The organism is Burkholderia sp. Bp9090, assembly GCF_003857985.1.
Lineage (GTDB): Bacteria > Pseudomonadota > Gammaproteobacteria > Burkholderiales > Burkholderiaceae > Burkholderia.
The window spans coordinates 245070-261035 of the sequence record NZ_QTPV01000002.1; the positions used below are offsets into that span (position 1 = coordinate 245070).

General features: G+C 67.9%; 19 protein-coding genes and 1 tRNA gene. 8 read left to right on the forward strand and 12 right to left on the reverse strand.

All coding sequences use genetic code 11. The features are described 5' to 3' along the window. The first annotated feature begins 94 nt into the window (after positions 1 to 94). Genes DIE16_RS02805 through DIE16_RS02825 form a run of 5 tightly spaced genes read left to right on the forward strand, consistent with a single transcriptional unit; the run spans position 95 to position 5683 of the window. A complete protein-coding gene (locus DIE16_RS02805; protein ID WP_124891739.1) occupies positions 95 to 1423 on the forward strand; it encodes a lysine N(6)-hydroxylase/L-ornithine N(5)-oxygenase family protein in 1329 nt (442 codons plus the stop codon). Continuing rightward, positions 1420 to 1815, forward strand: a complete 396-nt coding sequence (locus DIE16_RS02810) for a cupin domain-containing protein (RefSeq protein WP_260434324.1) — start codon at positions 1420 to 1422, stop codon at positions 1813 to 1815. The genes DIE16_RS02805 and DIE16_RS02810 overlap by 4 nt, the downstream gene beginning before the upstream one ends. Beyond that, entirely contained in the window at positions 1812 to 2879 is a 1068-nt protein-coding gene (locus DIE16_RS02815; protein ID WP_260434325.1) for an FAD-binding oxidoreductase, read from the forward strand. Before DIE16_RS02810 ends, DIE16_RS02815 begins: the two co-directional genes overlap by 4 nt. A 49-nt stretch (positions 2880 to 2928) precedes the next feature. After that, positions 2929 to 4551, forward strand: coding sequence for a methionine--tRNA ligase (locus DIE16_RS02820; RefSeq protein WP_124891740.1), 1623 nt, complete (start codon positions 2929 to 2931; stop codon positions 4549 to 4551). After that, positions 4544 to 5683 carry an FAD-binding oxidoreductase gene (locus tag DIE16_RS02825; RefSeq protein WP_124891741.1) on the forward strand — a complete coding sequence of 380 codons (1140 nt, stop codon included), beginning with the start codon at positions 4544 to 4546 and terminating at the stop codon, positions 5681 to 5683. Before DIE16_RS02820 ends, DIE16_RS02825 begins: the two co-directional genes overlap by 8 nt. 151 nt (positions 5684 to 5834) lie before the next feature. On the opposite strand, the gene DIE16_RS02830 is transcribed toward DIE16_RS02825, so the two are convergent. Further along, positions 5835 to 5919: transfer RNA gene (locus DIE16_RS02830), tRNA-Leu, on the reverse strand. 149 nt (positions 5920 to 6068) lie between these two features. Here DIE16_RS02830 and DIE16_RS02835 point away from each other — a divergent pair. Beyond that, a complete protein-coding gene (locus tag DIE16_RS02835) occupies positions 6069 to 7394 on the forward strand; it encodes a leucine-rich repeat-containing protein kinase family protein (protein WP_124891742.1) in 1326 nt (441 codons plus the stop codon). A 44-nt stretch (positions 7395 to 7438) separates the two neighbouring features. Here DIE16_RS02835 and DIE16_RS02840 read toward each other — a convergent pair whose 3' ends face one another. The 8 genes from DIE16_RS02840 to DIE16_RS02870 all read right to left on the reverse strand — a co-directional run bounded on the left by DIE16_RS02840 (position 7439) and on the right by DIE16_RS02870 (position 12799). Beyond that, a complete protein-coding gene (locus DIE16_RS02840; RefSeq protein ID WP_124891743.1) occupies positions 7439 to 8068 on the reverse strand; it encodes a LysE family translocator in 630 nt (209 codons plus the stop codon). An 84-nt stretch (positions 8069 to 8152) separates the two neighbouring features. After that, the gene (locus DIE16_RS36485) at positions 8153 to 8329 is read right to left on the reverse strand and encodes a hypothetical protein (RefSeq protein WP_185500404.1); all 177 of its coding nucleotides are present in this window, start codon (positions 8327 to 8329) and stop codon (positions 8153 to 8155) included. A gap of 32 nt (positions 8330 to 8361) precedes the next feature. Then, on the reverse strand, positions 8362 to 8808 hold the full coding sequence (locus DIE16_RS02845) for a copper chaperone PCu(A)C (protein ID WP_124891744.1): 447 nt from the start codon (positions 8806 to 8808) through the stop codon (positions 8362 to 8364). A gap of 43 nt (positions 8809 to 8851) precedes the next feature. Beyond that, entirely contained in the window at positions 8852 to 9217 is a 366-nt protein-coding gene (gene copC / locus DIE16_RS02850) for a copper homeostasis periplasmic binding protein CopC (RefSeq protein WP_044846865.1), read from the reverse strand. 223 nt (positions 9218 to 9440) lie between these two features. Further along, positions 9441 to 9818, reverse strand: a complete 378-nt coding sequence (locus DIE16_RS02855; protein WP_124891745.1) for a DUF2946 domain-containing protein — start codon at positions 9816 to 9818, stop codon at positions 9441 to 9443. A 103-nt stretch (positions 9819 to 9921) separates the two neighbouring features. Next, positions 9922 to 10416 carry an SRPBCC family protein gene (locus DIE16_RS02860; protein WP_124891746.1) on the reverse strand — a complete coding sequence of 165 codons (495 nt, stop codon included), beginning with the start codon at positions 10414 to 10416 and terminating at the stop codon, positions 9922 to 9924. A gap of 56 nt (positions 10417 to 10472) precedes the next feature. After that, entirely contained in the window at positions 10473 to 10775 is a 303-nt protein-coding gene (locus DIE16_RS02865) for a 2Fe-2S iron-sulfur cluster-binding protein (protein ID WP_059527056.1), read from the reverse strand. A 134-nt stretch (positions 10776 to 10909) separates the two neighbouring features. After that, positions 10910 to 12799 carry a sigma-54-dependent Fis family transcriptional regulator gene (locus DIE16_RS02870; RefSeq protein WP_124891747.1) on the reverse strand — a complete coding sequence of 630 codons (1890 nt, stop codon included), beginning with the start codon at positions 12797 to 12799 and terminating at the stop codon, positions 10910 to 10912. A 475-nt stretch (positions 12800 to 13274) separates the two neighbouring features. Between DIE16_RS02870 and DIE16_RS02880 the strand changes: the two genes are divergently transcribed. Continuing rightward, a complete protein-coding gene (locus tag DIE16_RS02880; protein ID WP_124485269.1) occupies positions 13275 to 13466 on the forward strand; it encodes a DUF2964 family protein in 192 nt (63 codons plus the stop codon). Positions 13467 to 13709: 243 nt separating this feature from the next. Continuing rightward, positions 13710 to 13997: a DUF1488 domain-containing protein gene (locus DIE16_RS02885; RefSeq protein ID WP_014898618.1), complete on the forward strand. Its 288-nt coding sequence runs from the start codon at positions 13710 to 13712 to the stop codon at positions 13995 to 13997. A gap of 171 nt (positions 13998 to 14168) precedes the next feature. On the opposite strand, the gene DIE16_RS02890 is transcribed toward DIE16_RS02885, so the two are convergent. From DIE16_RS02890 to DIE16_RS02900, 3 genes are read right to left on the reverse strand one after another with little or no spacing between them, the layout of a single operon-like run. After that, a complete protein-coding gene (locus DIE16_RS02890) occupies positions 14169 to 15032 on the reverse strand; it encodes an MBL fold metallo-hydrolase (RefSeq protein WP_124891748.1) in 864 nt (287 codons plus the stop codon). A 4-nt stretch (positions 15033 to 15036) separates the two neighbouring features. Then, a complete protein-coding gene (locus DIE16_RS02895; protein WP_124891749.1) occupies positions 15037 to 15363 on the reverse strand; it encodes a hypothetical protein in 327 nt (108 codons plus the stop codon). Between the two features lie 13 nt (positions 15364 to 15376). Further along, complete coding sequence (locus tag DIE16_RS02900; RefSeq protein ID WP_124523287.1) at positions 15377 to 15916, reverse strand: sugar ABC transporter; 540 nt, start codon at positions 15914 to 15916, stop codon at positions 15377 to 15379. Positions 15917 to 15966: the final 50 nt, after the last annotated feature.

Consider the following 15966-nt stretch of genomic DNA (forward strand, 5'->3'; position numbering starts at 1 on the left):
CGCCGTCGGACGCGGTCTGCGACGCCGTGTCGGCGCGCATTGCGTGTCCGGGCCGCCGTTTCGCTGTCGCTTTGATTATCTAAGGACTTTAACCATGCGCTACTCGCTTACGGAAGCACCGATGGATGTCGTGGGGATCGGGATCGGGCCGGCCAATCTCAGCCTCGCCGCGCTCCTCAAGCCGCACCCGACGATTCGCAGCCGCTTTTTCGACCGGCGTGCCGAATTTCAGTGGCACGCGGGGCTGATGCTGCCGAACGCCGCGCTGCAGGTCTCGTTCCTGAAGGATCTCGTCAGCCTGGTCGATCCGACCAGCGCGCTGTCGTTCCTGCAGTTTCTGGCGAGCCAGAAGCGGCTGCTCTGTTTCATCAACGCGAATTTCCCGCAGGTCATGCGGCGCGAATTCAACCAGTACTATCGCTGGGCCTGCGAACAACTGCCGAATCTCGAGTTCAACCGCGAAGTCGAGGCGGTCGAGACCGACGGCGACCTGATCGTCGTGCACGGGCCGGACTGGACGCAGGCCACGCGCCATCTCGTGCTCGGCACGGGGCAGCAGCCCAGCGTTCCCGACTGCGCGAAGCCGTATCTCGGCACGACGCTGCTGCATGCGTCGCAGTACCTGACCAACAACAATCCGGTAGAGGGCAAGCGCGTCGTCGTGATCGGCGGCGGGCAGACCGGGGCGGAGGTGTTCCAGCATCTGATTTCCGACGCGAGTGCGATGCCGGCGAGTGTCACGTGGGCGTCGCGTCGCTGGAATTTCGCGCCGCTCGACGAATCGTCGTTCACCAACGAACTCTATACGCCCGGCTATGCGGACTACTTCTACGATCTGCCGGCAACGCGTCGCGCGTCGCTGCTGGCTGAGCAGAAACTCGCGAGCGACGGGGTATCGTCCGCGCTGCTCGAGGCGATCTACCGGCGCGTATACGAATTGCGCCACGTGACGGGCCTGCCGTGCGATCTGCAGTTGCGCCCGGCGCGCGAGCTGGTTTCGGTCGCCCGCAACGGAAGCGGCTGGTCGCTGACGCTCAGGCACGCGCAGCGCGACGTGCACGAAGCGCTCGAGGCCGACATCGTCGTGCTGTGCACGGGCTACACATATGGCATGCCCGCATGCCTCGACCCGATCGCCGACCGGATCGAGTGGCGCGACGACGGCTTCGTCGTCGACCACGACTATGCAATCCGCTGGAACGGCCCGTCGGGTAGCCGCATCTATGTGCAGAACGCTGCCCGGCACCAGCGCGGCATCGCCGACCCGAATCTCGGCCTGATTCCTTGGCGTTGCGCGCGCATCATCAACAGCATCGCCGGGGCGCAGTGCTACGACCTGGATGAGCGCGCGCCGTTCGTCCACTGGGAAGCGCAGGACCGCGTCATCCAGCGCGGCTTGCAGGACCTGGAGGTGATCTCGTGACCCGGATCGCAGAAGGTACGCCCGGAGACGATCGGGCGGCGTGCCAGGCGCCGGGCGCCCCCGCGTCGCTCGAACCTCTCGTCGTCGAAGCCGAGGAGGCGGTCGGTCTCGCCGGCGTGAGGCTGTTCATGCACACGTTCCGCGAGCGGATGGCGCAGGCCCCGCTGCGCAGTTCCCGTTTCACGATCGAACCCGGATGCGGCACGCAGGAAGACCGTCATGCGGTGCATGAGATCTGGTTCGTGTCGAACGGGAAGCTCGATGTCTGCTACGACGGTGCGTGGCATCGCGTCGACGCGGGACAGGCCGTGTTCTTCGAACCGTGGCGGCCACATTTCGCGCGCAATGTCGGCGAAGTGGACGCGCAAATCTTTTCGATATGGTGGCAATGAGCATGGCGCTTGAATATGATCTCGCGATCGTCGGCGGCGGCATCGTTGGTGCGTGGACTCTCCATCTTGCACAGCGCCGCTTTCCTCAATGGCGCATCTGTCTCGTGGAGCGATTCCGCGTCGGTGACGGCGCGACCGCGCATTCCGCCGGCGTGCTGCTGGCGACGGGCAGCACGCCGAGGGAGCGGAAGCTGGCAGCGCTGAGCGCCGAACTCTACCGCGACATCCGGGGCCCGCTCGGGCTGCGTACGACTGCCGCCGACGTGTTCTGGGTGACGCAAGCTGCGCGCGCGAGCGAACTGCAGCAGGTTGCGGTGGATTTCACGATCGGGGATGCGTACGTGCCTCCCGACGTCCTGCGCGACAAGCTCGTCGGACCGCTCGTACTGGGCGATACCGAGGTGTTGCTGCGAGGCGGGACGGCGGTCAGCCACGATCCTGCGCAGATCGCGCGTGGCTTGATCGCCGCAAGCATGCGGTCGTCGAACGTGAGTTGTGTGGAAGGCGCGGGTGTGCGCGAATTGAATGCAGGGACATCGGGCGTCGAGCTCCGGCTCGACGACGGCACGACGATGCGTGCCGTGCGCGCGGTGGTGGCAGCCGGGCCGTGGCTTGCCGGCGATCCGTTCAAAGCATTCGCCACGGCCGCGTCGGTACGCGTGAAGAAGGTCGTCGCGCTGCATGTAGATCGCGTTCCCCCACAGGACGCCGCCGCCGTGTTCTTTCCGCAATCGGACGCCTATCTCATGCCGTTACCGGCACGCAACCAGTGGCTGTTCAGCTTCCGCGCCGACGAGTGGGACTGCCGGCCGCTCAAGCACGCGCTCGAAATCTCCGCGCAGGACCGGTCGCTCGCGATGCGCGTCGTCGAGCGCTACCTGCCGGGCTCGAGCGATGCGTTCGTGGGCGGGCGCGTGTTTTGCGACGCCTATACGCCGAGCGGCGAGCCGCTCGTCGAACGTGTGCCGGGGATTCCCGTGGTGATCGCCGGCGCGGGTAGCGGCGCCGGTTTCCGGCTGTCCCCCGGCCTCGCCGACGAGGCGTTGCGTTGTTTCGAGGCGTGATGTGGTCACGCCGGTCAGTGCCAGCTCATTCGAATTCGTGAAATCGACCATGAAAACCGAATCCCGGAAATTCTTCCTGATGCCGATTCCGCCGACGCCGAACGGGCGTCTGCATCTCGGCCACATCGCCGGCCCGTACCTGCGCATGGACATGCTGGGCCGCCATCTTCGCAGCCACGGTCATCACGTCGACATCGTGTCGGCGGTCGATGGCTTCGATTCCTACGTGCTGTGGAAGGCGCTACAGGAATCGCGCACACCACAAGCGGTTTGCCGCGACTATCACAGCCGGATCGCGCGCGATCTGGCGGCACTCGATGTCGAAGTCGACGCGTTCGTCGATCTCGTGCAGGGCCCGCATGCGGATCGTCATGCGGCGAATGCGCGCCGCGCCGTCGAGCAACTGATCGAGCGCGGCCTGACCGAAACCGTGATCGAAAAGGTGCTGTACAGCCGTGCGACGGACCGTTATCTGGCGGGCGCGTGGCTCGTCGGCCGGTGTCCACAGTGCGACGCGCCGAGCGGCGGCTACTTCTGCGAGGCATGCGGCGCGCATTTCCGCCCGGAGGCGATGCGCGATCCGGAGCCGCGTGTCGGCGATGCGGAACTCGAATGGCGCGAGGTCGAAAGCCTGTTCCTGCGGATTCCAGACGAGGCCGCGCTCGTGCGCCGTCTCGCGTCTTCGGGCGCACCGCCGCAATTCATCGACGTGATTCGGCGGTTCCTTGAGCAGGAGCGCGGCCTCGTGCGGCTGACGGCGCCCGGTGACTGGGGCGTCTCGTGGCCCGCGGATCGCCTGGGCAATCCGCGCGTGCTGTTCGAATCGGGTTGGGAGTACGCGCTGACCTGCGGCGACCTGTGCGCGGACGGCACGGAAGCAGTGCATCCGATGCAGCGCGACGGCGACGTGACGACGTTCGTCAGTTTCGGCATTGACAATGCGGTGCTGTTGCTCGCAGGCAGCGCGGCCGTGATGAGCGCGTTGCCGGGTCGCAAACCGTTCGATCACGTGCTGACGAACTACTTCTACAACCTGCAGGGCGCGAAATTCTCGACGAGCCGCCTGCACGTTGTGTGGGCTGCCGACATCGTCGAGGCGACGCCCGCGTCGAGCGACGCGGTCCGCTACTTCCTCGCGCGCGAGAGCCCCGAAACGGGCACGGCGAACTTCGACGTCGACGCCTTCATCGGGTTCGTCAACGACGAACTCGCAACGACACTGCAGGCGCGCATGCACATCGCTGCAGCGGCGCTGGAGGCGATCGTCGGCGAACCGGTCGACATCGCGGCGCCGTTGCGCGAGCAGCTGACCGCGTCGCTGCATCTGCTCGATGCGTCGTTCCGGTTCGACGCGGTGAGCGTGCGATCCGCATCCGCGGTGCTGCGATCGTGGATCGCGCTGCCGAACGTCGATCTGAACGACGCGGCGCAGGCGTATGGGTGGTTGAAGGGGCTCGCGTGCATCGCCGCGCCGCTGATGCCACGGTTGGCGAACGACCTGTGGCACGCGATCGGGCATGACGGCGCGCCGCGCCGCAGCGAATGGTCGACGGCATCCCGGCCGCGTGGCGGAATCGCCGCGCGCGTGTGGTTCTCGCCGCTGCCGCGCGACGCGCTCGATCCGTGTCTGCCGCCTGCGCTGGTCCGCGAAAGGAGCGCCGCGCATGCGTGAAACGGCGGACGTCGTCGTGGTGGGGGGCGGCACCACCGGGTGCGGCATCGCATGGCATCTCGCGCAGGCCGGTACGCGGGTGCGGTTGCTCGAACGAGCGGATATCGCGGCCGGTTCCTCCGGTGCTTCGCCGGGTATCGTGCGGCAGTACTACGCGGATCCGGCGCTTGTCGCGCTTGCGTCGGACGGATCGCATGCGTACCGCCACTGGCGCGAGACCGTCGGCGGCGATTGCCGGTTCAGGCGCACGGGTTTCGTGACCGCGGTGGCACCTGAGGACTGGGATGCGACGCAAGCATATGTCGAATCGCTGCGGTCGAAGGGTGTCGCGCTGTCGCTGCTGTCGACGGGCGACCTACGCGGCCTGTGCGCGGATATCGATGTCGGAGGCCTGGCCGGCGCCGTGTACGAAGCCGACGCGGGCTACTGCGATGCGCGCGCGACTGCGCTGGCGTTCGCGCAGGGCGCGCGCACGCACGGTGCGCTGATCGAAACGCGGTGTGCGGTCCGGGGAATTCGCGCGCGGAGCGGCCGCGTCGTGGGTGTCGATACGGACCGCGGCAGTATCGACTGCGCGATCGTCGTCAATGCGGCGGGGCCGTGGGCGGCGCGGCTCGCGGCGAGCGGCGGCGTTGAACTGCCGATCACGGCGTCGCGCCAGTGCGTCGCAATCGTCCGGGCCGACGACGGCGAGCGAGCGCCGTTGCCGGGATTTTCGGATCGCGGCGCCGGGTTTTACCTGCGTCCCGACTTGCCCCGGCAATACTTCATTGGATCATTGCAGGCGGGCGACAGCGGTGCGATCGATGTGGACGGGTTCGAGCGGCGCATGGGCGACGCGGAGCAGACGCGCTTCCGCATTCGCGCGGCGCGGCGCTTCGCGCGCCTCGACGGCGCGACGCCCGCCGGCAGCCGCGTATCGTTCTTCGACGACACGCCGGACGGCAATCCGCTGTTCGGCCCGGATCCAAGGTTGCCAGGGTTGTTCGTTGCAGCCGGATTGTCGGGGCATGGCTTCAAGTTCGCGCCGGTGTTCGGGCAGGCGGTTGCCGACTGGCTGAGGACTGGTCGACTTCGGCCGGAGTTGCGGGCATTCGACGTCGAGCGCTTCGAGCAACGTGCGTTGCGATAGAGGATCGCAGGTCAGCCGATGTCACCTGAGCCGCGATCACGTTCCGTCAGCGGCCCACGCGTTGCCCCGGCTTGCTGACGCAACAAAAAACCCGCGAAGCCATGCGCTGTCGCGGGTTCTGCAAATGCACGAAACACGGAAAAACCGTATCTGGTGCCGACGGCGAGACTCGAACTCGCACAGCTTTCGCCACTACCCCCTCAAGATAGCGTGTCTACCAATTTCACCACGTCGGCACTTCAGTACTGCAAGGGGCGCAATTCTAGCGCCACATTGCGCGTTTGTGAAGGGGGTGTGACGCGATCGCGGGGCGGGCGAGGGGGAACCCGGTAAAATTCGCCGGATCGATCCGACGATCCTCGCAACCGCAACCCGTTTTCTCCCCGTGACGACGACCCTCGAACAACTGCAGGCCGGCCAGCTATCGGGCGCCCGGCAACTGAAGCTCGCGTGCGGGCTGACCGAATTCCCGCGCGAGATCTTCGATCTGGCGGATACGCTCGAAGTGCTCGACCTGTCCGGCAATGCGCTGTCCGCGCTGCCGGACGACCTGTCGCGGCTGCATCGCCTGCGCATCCTGTTCGCGTCCGGCAATCGCTTCACCGAATTCCCTGAAGTGCTCGGCACGTGCGCGCAGCTCGACATGATCGGCTTCAAGGCGAACCGGATCCGCACGGTGCCGCGCGATTCGCTGCCGCGCGCACTGCGCTGGCTGATCCTGACCGACAACGAAATCGACGCGCTGCCCGCCGAGATCGGCGATTGCGCACGCCTGCAGAAGCTGATGCTCGCGGGCAACCGATTGCGTGCGTTGCCGCCCGAAATGGCCGCCTGCCGTGCGCTGGAGCTGGTGCGGCTGTCGGCGAACCGGCTCGACGCGCTGCCGGACTGGCTGTTGCGCCTGCCGCGCCTCGCGTGGCTCGCATCGGCGGGCAATCCGTTCGGCGCCGCGCCGGAAGCTGCAGCTTCGGCCGAGCCGGGCGTCGCGGACATCGACTGGACGTCGCTGACCTGCGACGAGAAGCTCGGCGAAGGCGCGTCGGGCGTAATCTACCGCGCGCAATGGCGTGTGGACGGCGCCGCGCCGCGAGCGGTCGCGGTCAAGCTGTTCAAGGGGGCGGTGACGAGCGACGGCCTGCCCGATTGCGAAATGGCCGCCTGCCTGCACGCCGGGCGCCACCCGAACATGATTCCGGTGATCGGCAAGGTGCGCGGTCATCCGGACGGCACGCACGGCCTCGTGATGGCGCTGGTCGATCCGGCGCTGACCAATCTCGCCGGGCCGCCGAGCTTCGCGTCCTGCACGCGCGACGTGTATGCGGCCGATGCGCGATTCGCGCCGGCCGACGCGTCGCGGATCGCGCTCGGCATCGCGTCGGTCGCCGCGCATCTGCACGCGCGCGGCATCATGCACGGCGACCTGTACGCGCACAACATCCTGCACGACGGCAAGGGCGGCGCGCTGCTCGGCGATTTCGGCGCGGCGTCGGTCTACGACGTGAACGACCGCGAGCGCGCGGCGCGGCTCGAACGGCTGGAGGTCAGGGCGTTCGGTCATCTGCTCGGCGAGTTGCTGGCGCGCTGCGAGCCGCGTGCGTGGGAAGGCTCGCACGCACTCGACGCGCTGGCGGCCGCGTGCCTGAACGAGGATATCGACGCGCGGCCGTCGTTCGGCGAGATTGCGGCAGCGCTGGCCGCATCGAAGGACTGACGATTCCGCCCGCGCCGCGGCGCGGGCCGTCGCCGTGCGGATGCTTACGCCTGCCGCGCGGTCAGCAGCTTGATCCCGAGCCCGACGAACAGCAGCCCGCTCGCGCGCTTGGCCGCGCGTACCCACGGGCTGATGCCGAGGCCACGATGGAGCCGGCGCACGCCGAACGAATAGACGCTGTGCACGATGACGACGGTGCACGCGATCGTCGCGTACATCGCGACGAACTGCATCGCGAGCGGGCGATCGTGCGCGATGAACTGCGGCATGAATGCCGACAGGAAGATCATCGTCTTCGGATTGCTGCCCGACACGAACAGCGCTTCGCGGAACAGTTTCCTGCGGTCGGGCTCGACGATCGCGGCCTCGCCGTCCGGCGAACGGCGGTTGCGCCCGCCGCGCAGTTGCCGTATGCCCAGATAGATCAGATACCCGGCGCCGACGACCTTCATCGCGATGAACAGCGGCGGCATCTCGGCCAGCACGGCGCCGACGCCGAACGCGACGAGCATGACCAGCGCGCCTTGCGCGACGAGGTTGCCCGCGATCGTCGCGGCGGTGCCGCGCGAGCCGTAGCGCACCGTGTTGCGGATGACGAGCAGCACGTTGGGGCCCGGCGACAGCGTGGTGGCGAGATAGGCTGCGGCAAACAGCAGCCAGGTCTGAATGGACATGCGGCGCTCCGAAAGGCGGGTTCTGCGGTCGGCGTGAATCCGTGCATGATGCCACGGCGGCGCGGTTCACCCCGACACACGGCGTCAACGCGCGCCGCGCACGCAGTAGGCGGCGATCGACGACGGCGAATCGATCGCGGACGGCCGCGTCATCCATGCGATCCATCCCGCCCATAACCCGCAGACGATCAGCACGGCGACATTCAACGGCGTCCGGTAGCGGACGATCAGGTTGGCCAGCGGCAGGCGTTCCTTGCTCATGTGCATCTCCTTCGGTCGTTGCGCAGGCGGCGTTACTGGCCGGTGTAGGACGGCGCCTTCGCGTCGCAGGTCACGGACGCCGTCGCGCCGTCGGCGAAATGCAGCCGCAACGGCACCTTCGCGCCGGGCGCGACGGGCTGGCGCGGCTCCTCGAGCATCACGTGATAGCCCTTCGGCCTGAACGTCACCGTGCCGTGCGCGGGCACGTCGACCGCTTCGACGTGAACCATCTTCGCGGTGCTGCCGGCCGTCTGCGTTTCGTGCATCATCGCCATCCCGAACGCGGGCGTATCGATGCCAGTGAGGGTGACGGGCTTGTCGCCGTCGTTCTTCAGCGTGAAATAGCCGGATGACGGCACCGTCGCCGGCATCGTGCGGATCCAGCATGCATCGGCCTGGACGGCCGACGCGGCGAACGTGGCGGGCGCCTGCAGCGCCAGCAGGGCGAACAGCAGGCTGGTCGGAATCGAGGGTTTCATTGTTGGTGTTCCTGATCGGGTAGGGAAGCGGTCAGCGTCTGCGTTACTTCAGCGTGAACGCGTAGCGGCCCTGCGTGCGATGGCCGTCGCTCGCCACCGCGACCCATGCGACCGTGTACGTGCCGGGCGTCAGGTTCGCCAGTGCGACATGCATCCGCTTCCGGTTGCCGGCGTCGACCGCGGATTTCCCGTCGGCGACCGACTGGCCGTGGCTGTCGGTGACGGCGATCGAACTGAATGCGGGTTCGAGCGTTTCGCTGAAGTCGATCGTGACCGCGTGCGGCGCGCTCGACAGCGTGGCGTCGGCGGCCGGTTCCAGGGTTTTCGGGTGCGCGTGCGCGTGTGCGGCCTGGGCGACGACGAAGCCGAGAGCGACGAGTGCGCCGCGGAGGAATGCAGTGGTTTTCATGACGGGATGATCCGGTTGGAAATGATAAGGAAAACGATGTATTCGAATTCGGCGTGCGGCCGCGCGTTCGCGCACGCGAAACCAGCGAGCGAGCGCACGCACGGCACGGCGCCGCGAGCAATACGGTCGAACATGATCGTCCTTCGAAACGTGACACGGCGTGCACGCGCGGGCGCGTGCGGACGGCGCGATGCGCTGCGGCATCACGCGCGGTGACGACGAATCAGGACGCGAGCGGCGGGGCGCGCGGCTGCGCGGCCGTGAGCGGCAGCGCGCGGCGCAGGCTTTCGAAGCGGGTTGCTTCGCGGTGCTGGAGCGGGTGGACGTTGGCCGCGAACGTCAGTTCGGGCGCGGGCAGGGCCGGCGTATGGGCGAGCAGGCTGCAATAGCCGCAGGCCTGCAGATGCGCCTGCAGGCTTTTCGACGACGCATCGCCGGCGTGGCCGCCGTCAGCCGGCGCGACCGTGCAGTGGCCGGCAAGCAGTGCGTCGACGCGGCCTTGCGTCGTCAGCGCCTGCGAAATCGTCGGCGCGAGCGCCGTCATCAGGATGGCGAGCATCCCGATCAGACTGACGATCTTCCGGAAACGACGACTCAGCATGCGATGCGCGGGGCGGCGTAGGGTAACGATGGAGCGGATTATGCCATGCACCCGCGGCTAGGGCATGCGGGCACGTGGATACCGGGAATGACGCGCGGCGCGCTCACGCGTGCTTCGCCAGATATTTCGTGATCAGCATCATCTGCGCGGCCCAGCCGTGATCGTTCATCTCGCGCGCCTTCGCACGGCGCGCTTCGATCAGCTGGTCGAAACCCGTCTCGGTGACCGTCAGCAGCGTGCCGCCGTCCTTTTCCGCGAGCGCGAACGTGACGAGCGTCATCGGCTCGGACGTGTAATCGAAGTCCGGGTCGATCGCGAACGGGTGCCAGCGAAAGGAGAACAGTTGTTTCGGCTCGACGCGATCGACGACGATTTCGAACACAGTGCCCGCATACGGCTCCTGTGCCTTGGCGATGTCGTCGTCGACGCGCGTCGGCGTGATGCGGCCGAACAGCGGCTGGTCGGGCACGAACGGCCCGTCGAACGACACGCCGAACCAGATGCCGAATTCGCCGGCATTGCTGACGGCTTCCCAGACGCGCGCCAGCGGCGCGGCGAGCAAGGCTTGTTTCTCGATGCGATCGGTGGACTGGGTCATCATCTTCTCCAGGCAGGCATCATCGTTGCGGGACGGCGCGCGGCCGCGCGCCGCGTTCAGTCGATCATGACCGCATCGGGCACGTCGAGCACGACATCCGAAGTCGCGACGGCCACGCACGGCAGCGTATAGCCGTCGGCCTTTTCCTCGCGGCTCAGGCCCGGCCATTCGATCGTATAGCGTACGCTGCCGCTGACGATCCTGCACAGGCAGCTTCGGCACGTGCCGTTGCGGCACGAGCGCGGCAGCCTGACGTGCGCGAACGCGGCGGCCTCGAGCAGCGTCAGCGAATCGGGCGCGTCGAACGTCGCGCCGAGCGGCTCGATGCGCACGAGAGGCGGGTGGTCGGGATCGGTCATGGGTGAAAGCGGGCGGCGAATCGGCAGCGAAGCGAGGAAAGGCAGCGCGATGCCGGAAGGCAACGCAAGCGCCAAGCATACCCGAAGCCGCCTGCGGCCGGCGCCCGTCGGGCGGGCAACCGGCCCGGAACGTGTCAGTGCCGGCGCAGGTAGCGGTACACGGTATTGCGCGCGAGCCCGAGCTCCCGCGCGGCGGCCGATACGTTGCCGCCGTGCCGTGCGAGCACGGCATCGATCACCGCGGCCTGGTGGCTCTGCAGCGTCGTCGCTTCGCGCACGTCGGCCGGTGCGGCTTGCGCAGCGGGTGCGTCGTCGCAGTCGAGCCAGAAATCGTCGGGCAGGTGCGCGAGCGTGATTTCGGCTTCGTCTTCGGCGAGCATGCCGGCCGTGCGCAGGACGTTGGTCATTTGCCGCAGGTTGCCGGGCCAGCGGTGCCGCATGAACGCGTCGAGCACGTCGGCCGCGAGGCGGCCCGGCATCGGCTCGCTGCGCGCCAGCCGCGCGAGGATCCGCTCGACCAGCGCGGGCAGGTCGGTGCGCGCGGCGAGCGGCGGCAGCGTGACCGCGAGCCCGTTGATCCGGTAGAACAGGTCTTCGCGGAAGGTGCCTGCGGCGATCATCGCGCGCAGGTCGCGGTGGGTCGCGCAGACCACGCGCACGTCGACCGGCACCGCGCGTGCGCCGCCGAGCGGCATCACCGCGCGCTCCTGCAGCACGCGCATCAGCCTGACCTGCTGCGCGAGCGGCATGTCGCCGATTTCGTCGAGAAACAGCGTGCCGCCGTCGGCCTGCACGATCTTGCCGGGGCTGCCGCGCTTGCGCGCGCCGGTGAACGCACCGTCCTCATAGCCGAACAGTTCGGCCTCGATCAGCGAATCCGGCAGCGCCGCGCAGTTGACCGCGACGAACGGGCCGTCCGCGCGCGGCGATGCCTGGTGCAGCGCACGCGCGAGCCATTCCTTGCCGGTGCCGGTCTGGCCGAGGATCAGCAACGGCAGGTCGCGTCCGCGGATCTTCGCGACGCGTTCGAGCACGGCGGCCATCCGCGCATCGCCGGTGTCGAGCGTCGCGAACGTGATCGCGTCGGGGTCCGGCGCCCGCGTGCGCACGGCGGGGGCGGGCGGCGTGACGGCGACGGTCGTCTTGTGCGCTTCCGCGAATTCGCAGCGGGCGAGCACGCGCACGCCGGTCGACAGCGTGAGGCGGAACGGTGCGCCGGCCGCGCGGGCCGCCTGCTGCGCGAGCTGGCCGAAGTGCATGCCGAACAGCGCGTCGCAGCCTTGATGCTGCAATGCATCGAACGTCGCGCCGAGCTGGAATTGCGCGCTCCGGTTCGCGGCGATCAGCCCGCCGTCGGGGCCGAACGCGACGAGCCCGGCGAACAGCGAGTCGACGCAATCCTCGTGGGCGTGGAAGCGCAGCCGCAGCGCCTCCGCGCACTGGTTCGCGAACAGGTGGTTCTCGATCAGCTGCGCGGACATCCGCACCAGCGCGAGCGTATGGGGGCTGAAGCCGCGCGGGTCGCCGCTCACGTCGAGCGTGCCGAGGGTGCGGCCGAACGGATCGATGATCGGCGCGCACGAGCAGGTGAGGATATGGTTCGCGCGCAGGAAGTGTTCCGACCCGTGCACGGCGACTGCTTGGCCCGATGCGAGCGCGGTGCCGATCGCGTTGGTGCCGCGCGCGCCTTCGGCCCATGACACGCCGGTGCACAGCGCGACGCGGTTCGCCTTCTCGATGAAGTCCGCGTCGCCGATGCTGTGCAGGATCACGCCGTCGGCATCGGTGAGCAGCACGAGGCTTTGCGTGTCGGCGATTTGCGCGTGGAGGTCTTCCATCACCGGGCGCGCGTGCGCGAACAATGCGTGGTTCGTGTCGAGCAGTTCGCGCAGCGCGAGCCGCGACAGCGGCGAGAAATCGGGGCGCTCGTTCGCGCGCAGGCCGACCGCGGTCGAACGGGCATGCGCCTGCGCGAGCAGGTCGGTGCGGCCCGCGGTGGCGGGCAGCACGAAAGATTGAGGCATGTCTTGTCTCCTGTCGGCCCAAGTTAGCGCTTCAGCGCTTACTTGGGCCCCATGCTTCGCGGTCGGCCCAAGTTGGCGCTTCAGCGCTTACTCTGGTCCCATGCTTCGCGGTCGGTCCGAGTTGGCGCTTCAGCGCTTACTTGGGCCCCATGCTTCGCAGTCGGCCAGAGTTGGCGCTTCAGCGCTTGCTCCGGTCTCGTGCTTCGCGATCTACCCGAGCCCGCACATCAGCGCGTTCCGAGGCCCCCGCTTCGCAGTCGAACCCTTTGACGCCCTGCACCGCACCATCCGCCACCCGGGCCGCCGCCGTCGATATCGCCTCATCATACAAGCGCCGCGCACGTTGTGCGACTGCGTACAAAAACCCCTTGCTTTTAAGCGCCCGCCTGCAATGATGGAAATGGAACATGCACGCGCCGTGTTCCGCATCGCAACATGCATGCGACGCGACATGCATCCGTTCGGGAGACGCATCATGGTTCGGACGGAACTGAGAGTCGTGCTGGCGGCCATCGCCACCTTCATCATGCTGGGCGGCATCGCCGTGGCGATCCACGGGCTGCTGTTCGACCTGAGCGACGCGGTGCAATACGGAGCGGCCGCGATCGCGGTGGGCGCCACGACCGCCGCGATCGCGCTGAACGTCTGGCCCACCGATCCTCACTGACGCCGTTCGGCAAAACGGTGCCGGATGTCGCGCTGGTCAGAGGAAATGCGCGTCGGAACGACGCACATCGCAAATTTTGCCTCCTGCGCGAAACCGTCTAAAGTGGAATGCAACCGGCATGCATTAGTCCGCGCCATACCCCCGTGGATCGTGCCTCTGCCGGCGAGCCCGCGTAAATTTTCGTCCGGCCGGTAGCGGACGACGGACGCGGTCATTTGCTTTCTACCGGTCGAGGCGGCTCCCATGCAGATCCATTTCACGAATGAGAAGCCCGAATATTCGGGGCGCGACCTGATGCTGGGTTTCACGGCGCTGGTCAATGGCGAGCGCGTCCAATGTCAGATCACCGCCGAGGCGCTGGAGGATCATTTCGGTGCGGCATCGCCGCGCTTCGAGGACATGGTCGGTGCGTACGATCAGCACCGCGAGCGGATCGAGGCAGCCGCACGGCGGTTGCTGTCCGAGACGCGCGCGCAATGCGTGACGCTGCGCAGCGGCTACGTGCGCTTCTACGAAGCGAACTGGCGCTGAGCCGGACGACCGGGCAGCGACGGAGCGGGCGCCGGATACCGGCGCCCGTGTCATATCGGCGCTGGCTCGTCCGGTAGATCGATCGCTTGTGCGGGACGATGCGCTGCACGGTCCGGGCATCGTGTGGCGCGATGGCGTGCCCGCGTTCCGTTTCGCTTGATCCCGTTTCGCTCAATCTGAGTCGATCAGCGCGTACGCGCCGCCCGTTGCGTCGTGCGTGCGCGCGATGCGTGCGAAGCCTGCGTCGGCGAGGTGCATGCCTGCAATCAGCAAGCGATCCGAAGCGACTTCGGCGAGCGTGGCCGCGCGGGTCGCCGATGCCTGCGACGGATCGTGATCGAACGCGATCGACACGTCGGGGCGAGCAACCTGGATCGGCGCGAAATGCACGAGATCGCCCCAGATCAGCAGGCGCTCGCCCTGCGATTCGACGCGATAGCCGGTGTGGCCGGGCGTGTGCCCCGGCAGCGGCACGGCGGCGATACCGGGCAGCACGTCGCCTGCCTCGATGGTGCGCAGTTGCGCCGCGCAGGCGTCGAACGCGCGCCGCGCGATTCGGACATTGATGCGCGCTCGCTCGCTGGCTCTCTCGTACATATCGTCGTCCAGCCAGAACATGCGTTCCCGTTCGTCGATGAGCACCTCCGCTTGCGGAAAGGCCGGGCGCCCGTCTGCGTCGAGCAGGCCGCCGATGTGGTCCGGATGCGCGTGCGTCAGCAGGACCGTGTCGATCTCGCGTGCATCGATGCCGGCTTGCGACAGCGACGGACGCAGCAGGCCGCCCCAGTTCCGGATGCCGCCGGCACCGGTGTCGACGAGCACGGTGCGGCCGTTGCCGCGTATCACGTAGCAGTTGATGTTGACCGCCGACGGCGTATGCATGCCGGCCCGGTGCATGATACGGGCCGCGTCGTCGACGTCGATGTTCGACAGCAGGTCGAGGCCGGCCGTCAGCGTGCCGTCGCTGATCGCGGTCACCGTGAAATCGCCGACTTGGCGGCGCGGGAAAGAAGGGCGTGGAATGAGTGCGCTCATGGGGTCAATGTCGGGCGTGAAGGTGGGTGGTGTCGTAGCCGAAGCAGCGGATGCGTGCGATGAATCCGGTGTGGCGGAGAATCTCGCGATCCAGTTCGGCCATGAACCGGTTCATCAATTCAGTGGTGCGAAATGACGCGATGCGAAAGCGGATCTCCGCGCTGACCGGATGTCCGCGGCCGAGCCGGATCGGCACGTACGCGACGTGGATCGTGCCGGGTGCGGCGCGCAACACCTCGGTGCAGAGCGTCTCGCAGGCTGACGACAGTGCATCGAGTGCCGCGCTGGACGGCATGCTCGTCCCGGGGATGAAAATCGTGACGCTGGGCATGGCCGGGCTCCCGTCAGCGTGCGGCCGACGTCGTCGTCGCGCTGACGAGCCGGTCGCCCATCGGCGCATAGCACCGGATCGCGGCGCCCGACGCATCGGACGCGAGCCGCGCCTGATCGTGATCGAGGACCGCCAGCCAGCGAGCGGCCGGCTGGCGGTCCAGCGCGACCGCATGCATGGCGGTGGCTGCGATACCTGCTCGCGCGAACGGGGCGGCGTCGTCGCACACGGCCAGCCATTGATGGCCGGAGACGGCCGGCGCAGGTGCCGCGCTGTCGTACACGTTACGGCGCCATTCGACGATGTGCGGCTGCCAGCGCGCGAAATTGCCGCCGCCCTTGTCGCGATACTCGGCCGACGTCAGCACGTCCGGGCCGTCGATCGTATGCAGCGCGAGGTAGACGGGGCCGTCGCCGCCGAGGGCGCGAAAGCGTTGAGACGTGCGGAAGCCGGATACCGAGATCAGCGCCGGCAGTTTGACGCGGCTGTAGAAGTCGTTCCACCCGGCTTCGACGGCGGGCTCGGCGATGCTGCATTCAACGGCATAGATCATGACATCTCCACGGGTGGCGAGCGGCCTTCTGAGCGATCGGCCGGCTCGAC